This is a genomic window from Xanthomonas codiaei, assembly GCF_002939785.1.
Lineage (GTDB): Bacteria > Pseudomonadota > Gammaproteobacteria > Xanthomonadales > Xanthomonadaceae > Xanthomonas > Xanthomonas codiaei.
Genome location: NZ_MDEC01000004.1, coordinates 27,858 through 42,254, shown reverse-complemented (window position 1 = coordinate 42,254; position 14,397 = coordinate 27,858). Strand labels below are relative to the sequence as shown.

Annotated in this window: 10 protein-coding genes and 2 pseudogenes; 9 read left to right on the top strand and 3 right to left on the bottom strand. The window is 64.1% G+C overall.

Annotation, left to right across the window (positions count from 1 at the left end; all coding sequences use genetic code 11):
* Nucleotides 1-21 precede the first annotated feature (21 nt).
* The 3 genes and pseudogenes from XcodCFBP4690_RS03855 (at nt 22) to XcodCFBP4690_RS03845 (ending at nt 4,674) form a co-directional block, all read left to right on the top strand.
* Nucleotides 22-207 carry a DUF2065 domain-containing protein gene (locus tag XcodCFBP4690_RS03855; RefSeq protein ID WP_104539741.1) on the top strand — a complete coding sequence of 62 codons (186 nt, stop codon included), beginning with the start codon at nt 22-24 and terminating at the stop codon, nt 205-207.
* A gap of 338 nt (nt 208-545) precedes the next feature.
* A complete protein-coding gene (locus XcodCFBP4690_RS03850; RefSeq protein WP_104539740.1) occupies nt 546-1,838 on the top strand; it encodes an adenylosuccinate synthase in 1,293 nt (430 codons plus the stop codon).
* A 162-nt stretch (nt 1,839-2,000) separates the two neighbouring features.
* Nucleotides 2,001-4,674, top strand: a pseudogene (locus tag XcodCFBP4690_RS03845) (M1 family metallopeptidase).
* A 352-nt stretch (nt 4,675-5,026) separates the two neighbouring features.
* Here XcodCFBP4690_RS03845 and XcodCFBP4690_RS03840 read toward each other — a convergent pair.
* The 3 genes from XcodCFBP4690_RS03840 to bdcA form a co-directional block, all read right to left on the bottom strand.
* Nucleotides 5,027-6,352 (bottom strand): Smlt3024 family type IV secretion system effector, encoded by a 1,326-nt coding sequence (locus tag XcodCFBP4690_RS03840; RefSeq protein WP_167394465.1) that lies wholly within the window; start codon nt 6,350-6,352, stop codon nt 5,027-5,029.
* A gap of 22 nt (nt 6,353-6,374) precedes the next feature.
* Nucleotides 6,375-7,238 carry a Smlt3025 familytype IV secretion system inhibitor gene (locus tag XcodCFBP4690_RS03835; protein WP_104539739.1) on the bottom strand — a complete coding sequence of 288 codons (864 nt, stop codon included), beginning with the start codon at nt 7,236-7,238 and terminating at the stop codon, nt 6,375-6,377.
* 259 nt (nt 7,239-7,497) lie between these two features.
* The gene (gene bdcA / locus XcodCFBP4690_RS03830) at nt 7,498-8,211 is read right to left on the bottom strand and encodes an SDR family oxidoreductase (protein WP_104539738.1); all 714 of its coding nucleotides are present in this window, start codon (nt 8,209-8,211) and stop codon (nt 7,498-7,500) included.
* Between the two features lie 71 nt (nt 8,212-8,282).
* Here bdcA and XcodCFBP4690_RS03825 point away from each other — a divergent pair, with 71 nt between their 5' ends.
* From XcodCFBP4690_RS03825 to XcodCFBP4690_RS03795, 6 genes and pseudogenes are all read left to right on the top strand, one after another.
* Nucleotides 8,283-8,873 carry a TetR/AcrR family transcriptional regulator gene (locus XcodCFBP4690_RS03825; protein ID WP_104539737.1) on the top strand — a complete coding sequence of 197 codons (591 nt, stop codon included), beginning with the start codon at nt 8,283-8,285 and terminating at the stop codon, nt 8,871-8,873.
* A gap of 362 nt (nt 8,874-9,235) precedes the next feature.
* Nucleotides 9,236-10,278 (top strand): annotated as a pseudogene (locus tag XcodCFBP4690_RS03820) (hypothetical protein).
* A 166-nt stretch (nt 10,279-10,444) separates the two neighbouring features.
* A complete protein-coding gene (locus XcodCFBP4690_RS03815; protein ID WP_244183571.1) occupies nt 10,445-11,362 on the top strand; it encodes a hypothetical protein in 918 nt (305 codons plus the stop codon).
* Between the two features lie 20 nt (nt 11,363-11,382).
* Nucleotides 11,383-13,047: an XVIPCD domain-containing protein gene (locus XcodCFBP4690_RS03810; protein WP_341871608.1), complete on the top strand. Its 1,665-nt coding sequence runs from the start codon at nt 11,383-11,385 to the stop codon at nt 13,045-13,047.
* Between the two features lie 85 nt (nt 13,048-13,132).
* Nucleotides 13,133-13,708 carry an AsnC family protein gene (locus XcodCFBP4690_RS03800; protein ID WP_167394473.1) on the top strand — a complete coding sequence of 192 codons (576 nt, stop codon included), beginning with the start codon at nt 13,133-13,135 and terminating at the stop codon, nt 13,706-13,708.
* Complete coding sequence (locus XcodCFBP4690_RS03795; protein WP_167394464.1) at nt 13,698-14,384, top strand: hypothetical protein; 687 nt, start codon at nt 13,698-13,700, stop codon at nt 14,382-14,384. Before XcodCFBP4690_RS03800 ends, XcodCFBP4690_RS03795 begins: the two co-directional genes overlap by 11 nt.
* The last annotated feature ends 13 nt before the right edge of the window (nt 14,385-14,397 follow it).

The following is a 14,397-nucleotide window of genomic DNA, read 5'->3' as shown; positions in this document are numbered from 1 at the left end:
CTCCCAGACAATGGCATCGCTATGCATGACTTGCTCACCGCCCTGTGCCTGATCTTCGTCATCGAAGGCCTGCTGCTGTTTGCCATGCCGATCGCCTGGAAGCGCATGATCGATCAGCTGTTCAGCCTGCCGGTCGCGCAGGTGCGGGCCATCGGCGCAGTGACCCTGGCGCTGGCCGTCATCGGGCTGTGGATCGTGCGCCATTGATCGGCCTGCGGTGAGCGGCATTGGGATTGGCGTGAAGAGGCTTGGGTGTTGCCACACGGCCGGCCTGGCGGCCGCGGATTGGGTCCAGCTCCTGATTGACCAGACTGCCGCGTTCCCGCGCGCCAGGGGTAGTGCATGTCACCCGAAACCCGGATAATGCACAAAAGCCGGCCGGGCACGCTCCAACCAGAGCACTCCGTTCGGCTTTTTCCGTGTCCGGGCGTCTGGCCGCCGCAACGCTCCCCGATGGAGCCGCGCGCATGGTGGCGCCGTCGGCCCCGAACCGGTCCCATCCCGCGGCCCCGATGGCCGCAGCAAAACTCAGGAGTTCACCCGTCATGGGTCAATCAGTTGTCGTGCTCGGTGCCCAGTGGGGCGATGAAGGCAAGGGCAAGATCGTCGATCTGCTCACCGAAGAGATCGGTGCGGTCGTCCGCTTCCAGGGCGGCCACAACGCCGGCCATACCCTGGTCATCAACGGCAAGAAGACCGTCTTGCACCTGATCCCCTCCGGCATCCTGCGCGACGATGCGCTGTGCCTGATCGGCAACGGCGTGGTGATCTCCCCGGCGGCGCTGATCAAGGAGATCGGCGAGCTGGAATCGGCCGGCGTGGAAGTGCGTTCGCGCCTGAAGATCAGCCCGGCCGCGCCGCTGATCATGCCCTACCACATCGCCCTGGATCAGGCCCGCGAGAAGGCCGCCGGCGGCAAGGCCATCGGCACCACCGGCCGCGGTATCGGCCCGGCGTACGAAGACAAGGTGGCGCGCCGCGGCATCCGCATCGCCGACCTGCATTACCCGGCGCAGCTGGAAGAACTGCTGCGCACCGCGCTGGATTACCACAACTTCGTGCTGACCAAGTACCTGGGCGTGGACGCGGTGGATTTCCAGAAGACCTTCGACGAGGCGCTGGCCTTCGGCGAGTACGTGCAGCCGATGAAGTCGGATGTGGCCGGCATCCTGCACGACCTGCGCAAGCAGGGCAAACGCGTGCTGTTCGAAGGCGCGCAGGGCGCGCTGCTGGACATCGACCACGGCACCTATCCGTACGTCACCAGCTCCAACACCACCGTGGGCGGCGCACTGGCCGGTACCGGCGTGGGTGCCGATGCGATCGACTACGTGCTGGGTATCGCCAAGGCCTATGCCACCCGCGTGGGCGGTGGCCCGTTCCCGACCGAGCTGGACGACGAAGTGGGCCAGGGCATCCGCGATCGCGGTGCCGAGTACGGCGCCTCCACCGGCCGCCCGCGCCGTTGCGGCTGGATGGACATCGTCGCGCTCAAGCGTGCGGTGGCCATCAACGGCATTTCCGGCCTGTGCATCACCAAGCTCGACGTGCTCGACGGCATGGAAAAGCTCAAGGTCTGCATCGCCTACGAATACCGCGGCAAGCGCACCGAATACGCCCCGCTGGACGCGCAGGGCTGGGAAGAGTGCACCCCGGTGTACCTGGAGTTCCCCGGCTGGACCGAGAACACCCACGGCATCACCGTGTGGGACGAGTTGCCGCCGGCAGCCCGCGCCTACCTGCGCGCGCTGGAAGAACTGGCCGGCTGCCCGATCAGCATCGTCTCCACCGGCCCGGACCGCGACCACACCATGGTGTTGCAGGACCCGTTCGCCTGATCGGCTGACCCCGCGCAGTGGCACAGCAACGGCCCGGCTTGTCCGGGCCGTTGGCGTTTGAGCCTTGCTGCGCATTGGCATGACTTTCGGCGGTGCGCGCGGATGAGCCCGCAGTAGGATCATGGATGGGTCGATCCACACGTCCTCTTGCGAGAATTGCCCATGCGTCTTCCCCTGGTAACCGCCATCGCGCTGGCCCTGGCCGGCACCGCCCTGACGGGTGCGGTCCATGCTGCCGAAACCGCGAAGGCCATGACCGCGGTACCGGCCGATGCGGCCATTACCACCCAACTGCCGCGCACCGCCCGGCCCAGCCACTACGCCATCGAGATCACCCCGCATGCCGAGGCGATGCGCTTCGACGGCAAGGTCGGCATCGATGTGGACGTGCTGGTGCCCACCGATGCCATCGTGCTGCAGGCAGCGGATCTGCGCTTCAACAAGGCCACGCTGGCCGCGGCAGGTGGCAAGCCGGTGGTCGCCAAGGTCACCACCGATGCCGAGGCGCAAACCGCCAGCATCGCTACCGGCGCCGCGCTGGCGCCGGGCAAGTACCTGCTCACGCTGGACTACAGCGGCACCATCGGCACCCAGGCCAATGGCCTGTTCGCACTGGATTACCCCACCGCGCAGGGTAGCCGCCGCGCGCTGTTCACCCAGTTCGAGAACTCCGATGCGCGCCGCTTCGTGCCGGCGTGGGACGAACCCGATTTCAAAGCCACCTTCGACCTGGTCATCCATGCACCGGCCGGGCAGATGGCGGTGAGCAACATGCCGGTGGCATCGTCCACGCCGGGCGCCGATGGTCGCACCCGGATCGCGTTCCAGACCTCGCCGAAAATGTCCACCTACCTGCTGTTCGTCGGCGTGGGCGCGTTCGAGCGCGCCACCGTCACCGCCGACAATGGCACCGAGATCGGCGTGATCGCGCAGAAGGGCAAGGTGGACCAGGCGCAGTTCGCGCTGGAATCCGGGCGCGATGTGCTGCACGAATACAACGCCTACTTCGGCATTCGCTATCCCTTGCCCAAGCTGGACAACATCGCCGCGCCCGGCAGCAGCCAGTTCTTCGGTGCGATGGAAAACTGGGGGTGCGATCTTCACCTTCGAGCGCTTTTTGCTGCTGGATCCGGCGGTGTCCACCGTCAGCGACAGGCAGGACGTGTTCACCATCGCCGCGCATGAAATCGCGCATCAATGGTTCGGCAATCTGGTGACCATGGCGTGGTGGGACGACCTGTGGCTCAACGAAGGCTTCGCCAACTGGATGGAGGCGCGCACCACCGCCAAGCTGCATCCGGAATGGGATATCGACAAGACCGGCCCGGCCTACAAAAGCCGCAACGCGATGGCGCTCGATGCCTACGCCACCACCCACCCGGTGGTGCAGCACGTGGCCACCGTGGAGCAGGCCAGCCAGGCCTTCGACGCCATCACCTACGACAAGGGCGAGGCGGTGATCAGCATGCTGGAAGACTATGTGGGCTCGGACAATTGGCGCACCGGCGTGCGGCAGTATCTGCAGCAGCATCAGTACGGCAACGCGGTCACCGGCCAGCTGTGGCAGCAGATCGACAAGGTCGCGCCTGGCAAGCACTTCATCGATATTGCGCACGACTTCACCCAGCAGCCGGGTGTGCCGCTGATCAAGGCCAGCGCCCGCTGCGACGCCGGCACCACCACGCTCACATTGGAGCAGGGCGAATACACCCTGGATCGGCCCAACAAGACACCGCTGACATGGCGCGTGCCGGTCACCGTGCGCGGCGGCGCCGGCAACACCCAGCGCGTGTTGGTGGACCGCACCGCGCAGCTCGCACTGCCCGGCTGCGATGCCCCGGTGCTGGTCAACGCCGGCCAGAAGGGCTACTACCGCACGCTGTATGCGCCCGCACAGTTCAAGGCGCTGGCCGCGCGCTTGCCGACGCTGCCGGTGGTGGACCAACTCGGCGTCCTGCTGGATACCGCGGCACTGGCCAAGGTGGGCCTGCAGCCGGATGCGGACCTGCTCGACCTCACCGCCAACCTATCGGCGGATGCCGCGCCGGACCTGTGGCAGATCGTGTCCCGCACCTTCGTGGACCTGGATGATTTGTTCAAGACCACTGCAGCCGACCGCGCCGCCTGGCGCAGCTATGCGCTGGCGCGGCTGGCGCCGGTGTTCGCCCGCTACGGCTGGGACGAGCGTGATGGCGACTCGGCGCAGGTCAAGCAACTACGCGCGCAATTGATCACCTCGCTGAGCTCACTGGACGACCCTGCGGTGATCGCCGAAGCGCAGCGCCGCTTCGTTGCCTTCCAGGCCACGCCCGCCGCGCTGTCGCCGGAGCTGCGCAGTGCCGTGCTCGGCATCGTCGCCCGGCATGCCGATGCTGCCACCTGGCAAGTACTGCAGGCAATGGCAAGGAAGGAAACCTCCGCGATGGTGCGCGATGAGGACTACCTCTATCTGGCGCAGGCCAAGGACCCGGCATTGGCAGAGCGCGCCCTGGCGCTGGCCCTCACCAGCGAACCTGGGGCGACCAATGCCGCCAGCATGATCCGTGCGGTCGCAAAGGAGCACCCCGAGCTGGCGTTCGATTTCGCCGTTGCCCATCGCAGCCAGGTCGACGCACTGGTCGACACCACCTCGCGTGCGCGTTACTACCCCGGCCTGGCGGATGGCTCGTTCGACCTCAAGACCGTCGACAAAATCAAGGCGTTTGCGGACAAGTACATCGCCGCCACCTCGCGCAGCGAGGCGGACACCGCGATCGGCACCATCCAGACGCGGGTCAAGCTGCGTGATCAGCGTGTGCCGCAGATCAGGGCGTGGTTGCAGGCGCGCAAGGCTTGATTCACGCGCGCTGTGCAGCCTTGGCTGCATCGGATGCCGTCGACAAGCCCGAAGCCTAACCCCGGAAAGCTATCTCCACCCTGGCGCGCGCTGATGCCAGGGCAGCCAGCACCGCCATTCGAACGCGTGGGATCTTGAGACAGCGGCGTTTGCCGGGCATCGCGGCGTGGTTGCGTGCGTGTCGCCTGGCAGACGCTACATTGCGCGTTCCTTATTGCGCGTTCCTTGTCGTTGTGGCGCTTCGATCAGCGGCGCGCCACGTGATCCTGATGGGGAGGACCGCGATGCCGCACCCCCCGTTAGGGCGGCCCCGGGGTGGCGTTGCCTCGGAGGCGCCGACACGCAGCATCGCTTACCCCATGCGGATTGCTGCACTCTCACGCTGCCGGTTGTCCATCTCCTGCTGCTGGCTCTGCGCCAAGGCCTGTTGGCGTTCCGCGCTGGTCACTTCCAGCCGCTGCAGCGACTGCTCCACCGGCGTCTGCACGGCCACATCGGTGGGCATGTGGGCGCGTAGGTGCGCGGGATTGTTCAATTCGCCCTGCACCACAAACACGTTGCGGCCGGCCGGGCTGTCGGTGGTCTGTGCGCTCAGCACCACATGGTCGGCCCGGTCCAGGTTGTTCTGGCGTGCGAGGGTCATCACGCTGGCGATGAGGCGCTCGCTGTTTTCGTCCGGCGTGCGCCCAGCCTGCGCATCGATCGCGCTCACGCCCGCTCGCACCTGCTGCAGTAGTGCGTAGTCCTGATGATCAGGGCCGATATCGGCCAGTTTGGTGGGCGGGAGCATCCGATCACGCATGTCATCGACCGACGCGGTGAACGGGCTGCGGGTGATGGAGCGGTGCGGGTCGTCTTCATGGAACTGCGTGGCTTTCTGCTGCCGCTCCAGGCGCACGGCGCGGGCATCGTCGAGTTCGGCGATACGGCCGGGATTGGTCTCTTCGCGCATGGAAAGATGCCCGCCGCCTGCGCTGACGTTCACCCATTTGTGTTCTTTTTCGAAGTACATCGCGTAGAAGCTGTTGCTGCCGATGACATTGGGATCGACGGCAGAGCGGCCCTCCAGCATCTGGATCGCTTCGGTAGTGCCGAGCTTGGCCAGGTACTCGCTACCGGCCGCTAGGCCCATCTGCGCAAAGGTCTCATAGCCCGTGTTGCTGATGCGGGTGGCGCCGGCATACCCGTTGTCGAGCATGTTGGTCCAGATCTGTTCCAGCTTCTGGGGACCGCTTTTTTGCTCGGCTGCTTCTAAAAGGACGCGAGGTGTCCAGCAGTTGGGGTCGAGCTGGTGAAATTCGAATGCTCGATCATGTGCAGTCATCACATCCTTGCCGGGAAGGTTCAAGGCCAGGTCCGGGCGGCGCTGTTCCATCCAATGCATCCGCTGCGCCAAATCCTGTTTGACCAGCGTCTGCCCGAATACCTCCCATTGACGCTCACTCAGTTCGGCATTGGCAAAGCGCGATCCGTTGTCGTGTTGTTGCCTGGCGTAATCCTGGGCATAACTGTTTGCCACTTGGCCGGGCAAGCTGTCATTGCGAACGACACCCAGTGCCAACGTTCCGTAGCCATCGGCACCTGGCAACTGGGAAAGATAGTTCCAGTAGAGTTCGCGGTTGCCATCTCTGGCATAGCTGGTCAGGACAGCCAAATCCTTCTTAGTCAATCCACTCATGATCACTCCTATAATGGGCGGATTACTGCAGTTTGGTTCGCGCCAGTACATCCCGTACTGCGTCTTCCATGCGCTTCCAATCCTTCAGGAACGCTCTTTTGTAGGTCAACCTGATTGACAGCTTATTCTCGATATCCGAGAAATAATGAAAGCAACCGGCGGAAACTGCGCCATCCTCATTGATGACCTGGTCACCCTCCAGGCGCACGCCATCTCCTCGAAACTTCTTGCTGTCGCATTTGATAAATGTCGTCAGGTTGCCCTTTGGTCCGCGCGCGACATACCAATCGTCTTCGTAGCCGGGGTTACGTGTTGGTGGTTTGCCATAGCGTGCTTCGTATTCTTTCGAAAACCCTGCCATCTTTGCTTCGTCGATGGTGTATAGCATTAGCCCCATGGTCTCGGTTTGGGCAATGCGTAAGTCCAGGCGATCTCTTGGATCTCGGCGTTCCACCGAACCGTCTTCAGTGATGGCCTCGTTGGACGACAGCCTCTCCAGCGATGTTTCGATGGGGGCGCGGTCGATGTAGTCGATCGATACGGAAATTTCTTTCCGGAAATCATTCGTGCGCGGGTTGGCCCGTGCCCCGGGCGGGGTGGGAGTCATATCTGGCCATTCGATGACAAGCGTGACGCCTTCGCCCGGCCACGGTGCAATCTGGCTGTCCAGGTAGTTGGCGGGGATGCGGAAGGTGTTAGGCCCCAGCTTTACGTCAACCGGAGCGTCCGAATAGGTGTGGCCGTTGATGGTGCGGCCGGTGATGACGTTGTCTGGCATGGGGGAAGTCCTTTTTTGGTCGGGTGACGGCGTCCGTGCACACGCACTGCCGGTGACAGCCACGGCGAGTGCAAGGGCCAGGCACCGGCCGGATAACATCAGATGCATTGGTCAATCCATTGCAGGGTTCGTCGCGAACTATAGGCAAATCAAGATCAACGCGACAGCAAGGGCCCGGCCAGCGATTGCCTTTGCCATGCGCCGCACGGCGTGGGAGTGCGACCACGCATTGACAGCAGGATATGCGGGCAGACCATCAGGCTGGCCGTGCAACGGCAGTTCGCCATGTAGGCTGATGGAGGGCGTTTGTCGCCTCCCATCGCGCGACGTGTCGAGCTGCCGTGCCCTCAATACAGACGTCGCTGCGTCATGCCCCAAACGCACCGTCGATCGTATGCATCGCCCCGGTGACAAAGCTCGCTTCCGGGCCGGCCAGCCAAGCCACCATGCCGGCCACTTCCTCGGCGCGGCCGTGACGTTTGATCGCCATGAAGCTGTGCATCAGGTCTTTCATCGGCCCGTTTTCCGGGTTGGCGTCGGTATCGATCGGGCCCGGTTGCACCACGTTGATGGTGATGCCGCGCGGCCCGAAGTCGCGGGCCAGCCCGCGGGCCAGCCCCTGTAGCGCGGATTTGCTCAGCGCGTAGGACGCCATGCCGGGCAGCGGCATGCGGTCGCCGTTGACCGAGCCGATCACGATGATGCGGCCGCCGGACGGCATCTGCCGCGCCGCCTCCACGGCCGCGTGGTAGGGCGCGTGCACGTTGATGCGGAACAGCCGGTCCACCGCGTCGGGATCCTGGTCCAGCGCATCGCCGAACAAGGCGATGCCGGAGTTGACCACCAGCACATCCAGCGGCCCGCTGCGGCGCACCGTGTCGATAACCGCATCGCGGTCGGCGCTGTCGGCCAGCACCGCGGTGCTGCCGGTGTCGCTGGCCAGGCGCTGCGCCGCCTCGGCAGAACCGGCATAGGTAAACGTCACCCGCGCGCCCTCGGCCACGAAGCGCCGCACGATGGCGGCCCCAATCCCCCGGCTGCCACCAAGCACCAACACCGACTTATTTTTGAACGCTGACATGCACTCACCTCGCAATTAATGTAGCGATTAATACATAATAGATTTCGTCTGCCGTCAAGGATTTTGTAAATATGACTACAGAAACCCCCCGGGCCCGCGGCCGGCCGCGCGCATTCGACCCGGACCAAGCGGTCGCCACCGCGCAGCAGCTGTTTCATGCGCGCGGCTACGACGCACTGAGCGTGGCCGACCTCACCCAGGCGCTGGGCATCAACCCGCCCAGTTTCTACGCCGCCTTCGGCAGCAAGGCCGGCCTGTATGCGCGCATCCTCGACCGCTACGCGCAGACTGGGGCCATCCCGCTGCCGCAACTCCTGGACACCGCCCGCCCGCTGGCCGACGCACTGGCCGACGTACTGGAGCAGGCCGCCCGCTGCTATGCCGCAGACCCCGCTGCCACCGGCTGCCTGGTGCTGGAAGGCACGCGCAGCAACGACCCGCAGGCGCGCGAGGCCGCCTGCGGCTTTCATGTCGCCGCCCAGGAGTTGATCCGCTCCCACATCGCCAAGCAGTGCCCGCACGACGCAGACCGGCTGGCCGATTTCGTCAGCACCACCATGGCCGGGCTGTCCGCCAGCGCCCGGCATGGGCAGAGCCTGGAGCGTCTGTTGGCGAGTGCGCGGTTGGCGGGGGAGGCGCTTCGGGTGGCGCTGCGGGGATAGGCAGGGCGGGCGGGGCAGAGGGCTTGCGGTGGTGTGAGCGCACCTACTCGTTAATAGAGGTGCGCTTTCCGCTACACGGTACAGTCAATCGGCAGGTGCTATGAGACGGTAGTGATCTGCGGTCTCTCAGGCGAAGTTGTCGCTGGATGACTGGTGCGGCGAATCAGCAAGAGGGCAGGGCCGCGCTTGTGGCCCATCCATGTTCTAGGCTGGCTTTAACACAGGCCACTTCAACCTCCTTGTGCAATGCCGGTGATCACATGAAGCCGCACGCAGCGTGTCGGTTGAGCGTTTCAAACTAACCGAATTACTGTCCAACCCGGACGCTCGCGCTGAATCCTAGTAGATGGCAGCATTGCGGGATGCAGCGCTTATTTCGGTCACATAGGAGCGCCACTGAACCGGTTTCGTCTGCGATCAGTCACTTGACCAAGCCTCCTCATGTGGCCACAGTCCGGGGCATTCGTCTTCTCCGTTCAAGGATGCCCGTGAAGAAGCTGACGCAGTGCATCTTGGCAACCGCGCTGGTGCCCATCATGACGCTTGGGTGCGCACGGCTTTCGATGGACAGGCTGCCGCAAAACCTCCAAGTGGTGCACACGAAGCAACGTCTTTTCCTCGGGCGCCTACTGCCACGCCGTCGCCTTGGGTGTCCTTCAAACTGGAACGGCAGATGGGCGCCGTCTGTGTGGACCGTACGCAATCACAGGGCTCCTCGCCTGCGCCTTTGCTCAGGGACGGGTTTTGCAAAGGCCCGGCACCTGCGCACATGGCGGCTGCATTGCTTGCCCTGCCTGCGGATGCGGTCGATGCCTCGCCGCAAGCGCGCGAAGCGAGCCTGCGCGACGCCGTGTACGTGGCTGCACCCGGCCTGGGACGGCGCGCGGACTTCACCGTGGTTGCGGGTGATCTGACAATCCGTTCGTTTGAAAGTGCGGATCCCTACAAAACGGTGTACTTGGTCTGGTCGGTGAAATGTGGCGCGGGCGAAGCTGGCCTCGCGTGCCAATCGGGCAAAGGGCGAAAGGCGTATCGCGTCACCAAGGACGGCACCACACGCGATGTCAGTGCAGCGGTGTTTCCGCCAGCGCCTAGCCTGACTGCAGAAGATGTTGCCCGGCAGAACGAACACGGCGGCTCGGAGCTTTTTCTGTTCGACGACAAGCTACCCGTGGCGCCGACAATGCGATGGCTGATGGAGTTCGATCCCGACCAGCCAGTGGCCATCGATGATCCGAAGCGCGTCGGGTCTTACGCCCATTTTGGTTTTCTTCGGTGGACAGGCGAGCGCTTCGAGCTTGTGGAACGGGTCCCTAGAGCGCAGTGGCCGTGCCGCCAGCAGCGCAAAGGCGAGCCGGCATGTGCGGATTATCCGGATGGTGAGGACCGCTTCCTTGCCCGGTAACGCAGTGTGGCAACGCAGATTGCCAATCCATGGCGTGCGGCATAAGGTGAGTTCTTCACGCGCAGGTCGCACCAAGCCAGAGCAGTAACCGGTGCGACAAAGCAAAAAGACGTGGCCTGGCAAAAGTCAGTCGATCCTGACCTAGGCCATCCAGACGGAGCAGAGCATGCAGCATCGCCACTTGAATGGACTGGTTGTGGGGGCCGTGTTCATCATTGCAGCTGGCTGCGCTCAAGACAGCGCCCGCTCGGCACCCCGGCCCCGTGCGACGGCCTCTGCCGCCGAGAATGCCTATCCGGCGGTGCCGTCGCCTTCCCCAAAACCTTGGAAGCGCTTCGCGCTGGAGCAAGGCATGGGAGCAACCTGTTCAACCCGGTCGCAGCGAAGCTCTTCCGGTCGCAGCACGTTGTTGCCTGCCGACGAATGCATCGGCCCTGCGCCGCGTCCGCTGGCCGAGGTCATTCTGTCGCTCCCATCGTCTGATATGAGGGTTACCCCCGAGGCACGTATGGAGGCCTTGAAGAATGCCGCGTATGTTGCTTCGCCCGGGCTGGGCGCACGCGCAGATTTCACGTTGGCGACCAACACGTTCTGGGTGCGCTCGTTCGAGTCGCGTGAACCAAGCAACACCGTTTACTTGGTCGGCGGTGTGACGTGCACCGACCAGGCCATTGACTGCAAGGATTCGGGGGGAGTCCGTGCGTTCCGGTTCGAAGGGCAAGGCCGGCTGGTAGATGTCAGTGGAGAGGTGTTGCCAGCTGCGCCCACATTGTCGGAAGAGGAGGTTCGGCGCTATCAAGCCTATGCCGAGCCGGTTCCCATTCTGGATGTTTCGCGCCTGTGGGAAGTTCCCGTGTTGCGTTGGGTCATCGAGTCGGATCCCGATGCACCGCTTGCCGATGACCCGCGCTATTACAACGACTGGGCGTATCTGCATTTCGGGTTTCTGGTCTGGGCCGGGCAGCGCTTCGAATTGAAGGACAAGGTTGATCGCTCGCGATGGCCGTGCAGGGCGGTGGCTGAAGGAAAGCCTGCCTGTTCCAGCGCGCTGGATAGCAGTGGCGATCGCTTTGTAACTCCTTAATCCATGCAGGGAGAGCACAGATGGCACGGGGCATAGAGTTCGATATCAAAGCAAACGCAGACGACGTTGTGGCGCTGTTCAACGCCAACCGTCCGGCAGATGCCGTGGCATTGCTGGAACGACATCGGCAGGGGCAGCCAGAGGTCGTACAAGAAAGCTTGGATCGTTATGTCGGCACCCAGGTGCAGCGCGGTATCGCCGCCGGTGCAGAGCGCTCGCAGGCACCAGGTGTTGCTGCAGCGCTACAGCGGTTGCAAGGCACCCAGACCACGGCGCCGCGGTTTCCGTCCGAAGATGAGATGGCCGCACTGGCCGACAGCCAGAAGTACGACGTCTACGCGAGCATCGCGCAGGCGCGTGGCAACGCGGCAGCGGATCAAGCGCTGGCAACGCCAGGGCAACGGGTGATCCTTGGGTTACGTCAAGAGAACTCCACGCTCGACGCGATGGAGGATTCGGCCCATCCAACCCAGCGGCGGGCAGACAACCCGGCCACTGCGCGCGACGAGTCGCGCGGCGGCAGCGGCGTCTACAACGATCGTCTGATTGTTCTGTGGAAGGATGCGGACGGCACCGCGCATGTGGTCGAGTCTAATCGCGCCAATACCGAGCCAACTGCGCAATACGACCACCATGCCGGCAATACGGGAGCCAGGCCGCTGGGCGAAGGCGGCCGCGAGGACCGTAGATTCGATCCATCTCCAGGATTTGAAAGCATTACGCGGCCTCGCAAGATCGAAGGCGACGATGTCAACGCGGACGGTGTGCGTGACCTTGGACGTCTGCGCGAAGGCACGATCGAAATGCAGAGTGCGCAGCATCCCAATCCCTTGCTGGCAGGGACCATGGACAGCGCGCTGAGGCCGACCCAGGCCGCGGTCGCCGCGGGGCGCGGCATGGTGCAGCGGGACAGCAACGCCGATGGCTGGTTCGACCAGGCCGATGTCAACGGCACGCAGGATCTCAACGATACGTTCAAGATCCATCGCGGATCACGTGGCAGTACGGATTCAGCCGGTTGCCAGACGATCCACGCGGACGACTACGATGCATTTTTGAATGCGGTTCAAGGCAACCCAGCGCAGACGCGCTGGCAATACGTGCTGACCAGCACTACACCCGGTCCGGTGCGGGAGCAGCAACAGGACCAAGGGCGAGGAAATGAAGGGGCACAGCCAGGGCAGGAGGAGCGGGGGCATCCGCCGGCCCAGCCGCAGCGGCAGAACGGCGGGCCTGCCGCGCCTGTGCCTGGGAGGCCGCGACAGGCAGACGCAGAAGACGCCCAACCCGCGCCTCATCCGTTGCATGCACAGGCCAGCGCCCTGGTTGGCCGGTTGGATGCCAGCATGGGCCGCGCCAGCGATGCGCACAGCGAGCGGATGAGCGCCAGCCTGGCCCACCTGGCGAAGGAGCATGGGCTCGAGCGGATCGACCACGTAATGCTGAGCAACCAGACTCCGCGTGCAGCGGCCGGCGCCACCGTGTTCGTGGTACAGGGCGAACCCAGCAACCCGGCCCATCTGCGCGCCAGCATGCCCACTCACGTTGCAGTCAATACGCCGGTGGAGCAGTCACTGGCAAGGCTGCAAGAGCTCGATGCGCGTACGTTGGCGCAAGCGCAGAGCCAAGCGCTGGAAAGATCGGTGGCGCAGGAAGAGGCAGTCAAACCCCGGAGTATTGGGTAAGGTCGTCCGTTGCCCACCTTGGGCGATAGATCTGGGCTCGGGTTCGCTTTTTGAATACGCACACTTGCCAAAACAGGTCGTTTCGATGGATATTCCATATTCCGGAATATGGAATAAGGCGGGCTTGGCTGTGGAACTGAAGCCCCAGGATCTGGTGGTGCTGTACAAGCAGGTCGCCCAGGCCAGCCGAGCCTGGACCTACGCCTCCCTTGGAGAAGCGCTGGGCATGAGCGCTTCGCAGGTGCATCGCAGCGTCAAGCGCGCGGTGGCATCCGGCTTGGCGCTGGAAAAAAGCCGCGGCGAGTGGGAGACGGTGCGCACGGCCCTGCACGAGTTTGCGGTTCACGGCGTGCGCTATGCCTTTCCTGCGGTCGTCGGACCGCTAAGCCGTGGCATTCCTACGGCCTTTGGCGTGCCCCCACTGTCCATTGCCATTTCCAGCTCCCCAGGGGATGCACCGGTGTGGCCAAGCGCGCAGGGCACAGCCAAAGGCCCCAGCTTGTCGCCGTTGTCGGCCGGTGCGCCCAACGCTGCACTGGCCGACCCTGCCTTGCACCAATTGCTGGCGCTGCAGGACGCCCTGCGCAGCGGGCGCGCCCGCGAGCGCGCGCTGGCAGCGCGCTATCTCAAACAATTGCTGGGGCTTGGCGATGCGCTCTGATGATCCCAATTTGCCGCATCTGCTGGTGATTGCAGATGCACTGGGCGAACTTTGCGACCACGTAGTATTTCTTGGCGGGGCAGTTGTTGGACTGCTGGTATCCGATCCATTGGCGGAAAGCGTCCGCGCCACCCATGACGTCGATGCGGTGGTCAATCTTGATTGGGCCCGGTTCCGCGGTATCGAGGCGCGCGTGGAATCGCAGGGCTTTGCGCGCGAGATGCGCAGCGGTGTTGTCTGCCGCTGGGTACACGAAGCGTCGGGCGTCGTCTTCGACCTGATGCCGGTGGATGCCGGCGTGCTTGGCTTCTCCAACCGCTGGTACGCCCATGCGGTAGAGACGGCCCAAGTTGTGGCCTTGAGCGATCGCCTGTCCATCCGCCTGGTGACAGCGACAGCATTCGTTGCGACCAAGCTCGAAGCCTTCGCTACCCGGGGTAACAGCGACTTCCTTTCCAGTCACGACCTGGAGGATGTCCTCAATGTCGTCGATGGCCGGGCCGAGCTGGTGGAAGAGCTTGCCGTGGAGCATGTAGATCTTCGGCAGTGGGTGGCCGACGTGTTCGTGGGGCTAGTGGATAACCCGGCGTTTGTGAACGCGTTGCCGGGATTGGTCGCCGAACCGGCGCGCGCAAGCGTTGTGCTTCAGCGTCTACGTACCATTGCATCAGCGTAGCTGCGACATCGTC

Excerpts from the sequence above, each read along its gene's own strand:
- XcodCFBP4690_RS03815 (WP_244183571.1), top strand. The coding sequence starts at position 10,445 with ATGCAGCATCGCCACTTGAATGGACTGGTTGTGGGGGCCGTGTTCATC.
- XcodCFBP4690_RS03810 (WP_341871608.1), top strand. The coding sequence starts at position 11,383 with ATGGCACGGGGCATAGAGTTCGATATCAAAGCAAACGCAGACGACGTT.
- XcodCFBP4690_RS03800 (WP_167394473.1), top strand. The coding sequence starts at position 13,133 with ATGGATATTCCATATTCCGGAATATGGAATAAGGCGGGCTTGGCTGTG.
- XcodCFBP4690_RS03795 (WP_167394464.1), top strand. The coding sequence starts at position 13,698 with ATGCGCTCTGATGATCCCAATTTGCCGCATCTGCTGGTGATTGCAGAT.
- XcodCFBP4690_RS03840 (WP_167394465.1), bottom strand. The coding sequence starts at position 6,352 with ATGAGTGGATTGACTAAGAAGGATTTGGCTGTCCTGACCAGCTATGCC.
- XcodCFBP4690_RS03850 (WP_104539740.1), top strand. The coding sequence starts at position 546 with ATGGGTCAATCAGTTGTCGTGCTCGGTGCCCAGTGGGGCGATGAAGGC.
- bdcA (WP_104539738.1), bottom strand. The coding sequence starts at position 8,211 with ATGTCAGCGTTCAAAAATAAGTCGGTGTTGGTGCTTGGTGGCAGCCGG.
- XcodCFBP4690_RS03835 (WP_104539739.1), bottom strand. The coding sequence starts at position 7,238 with ATGCATCTGATGTTATCCGGCCGGTGCCTGGCCCTTGCACTCGCCGTG.
- XcodCFBP4690_RS03855 (WP_104539741.1), top strand. The coding sequence starts at position 22 with ATGCATGACTTGCTCACCGCCCTGTGCCTGATCTTCGTCATCGAAGGC.
- XcodCFBP4690_RS03825 (WP_104539737.1), top strand. The coding sequence starts at position 8,283 with ATGACTACAGAAACCCCCCGGGCCCGCGGCCGGCCGCGCGCATTCGAC.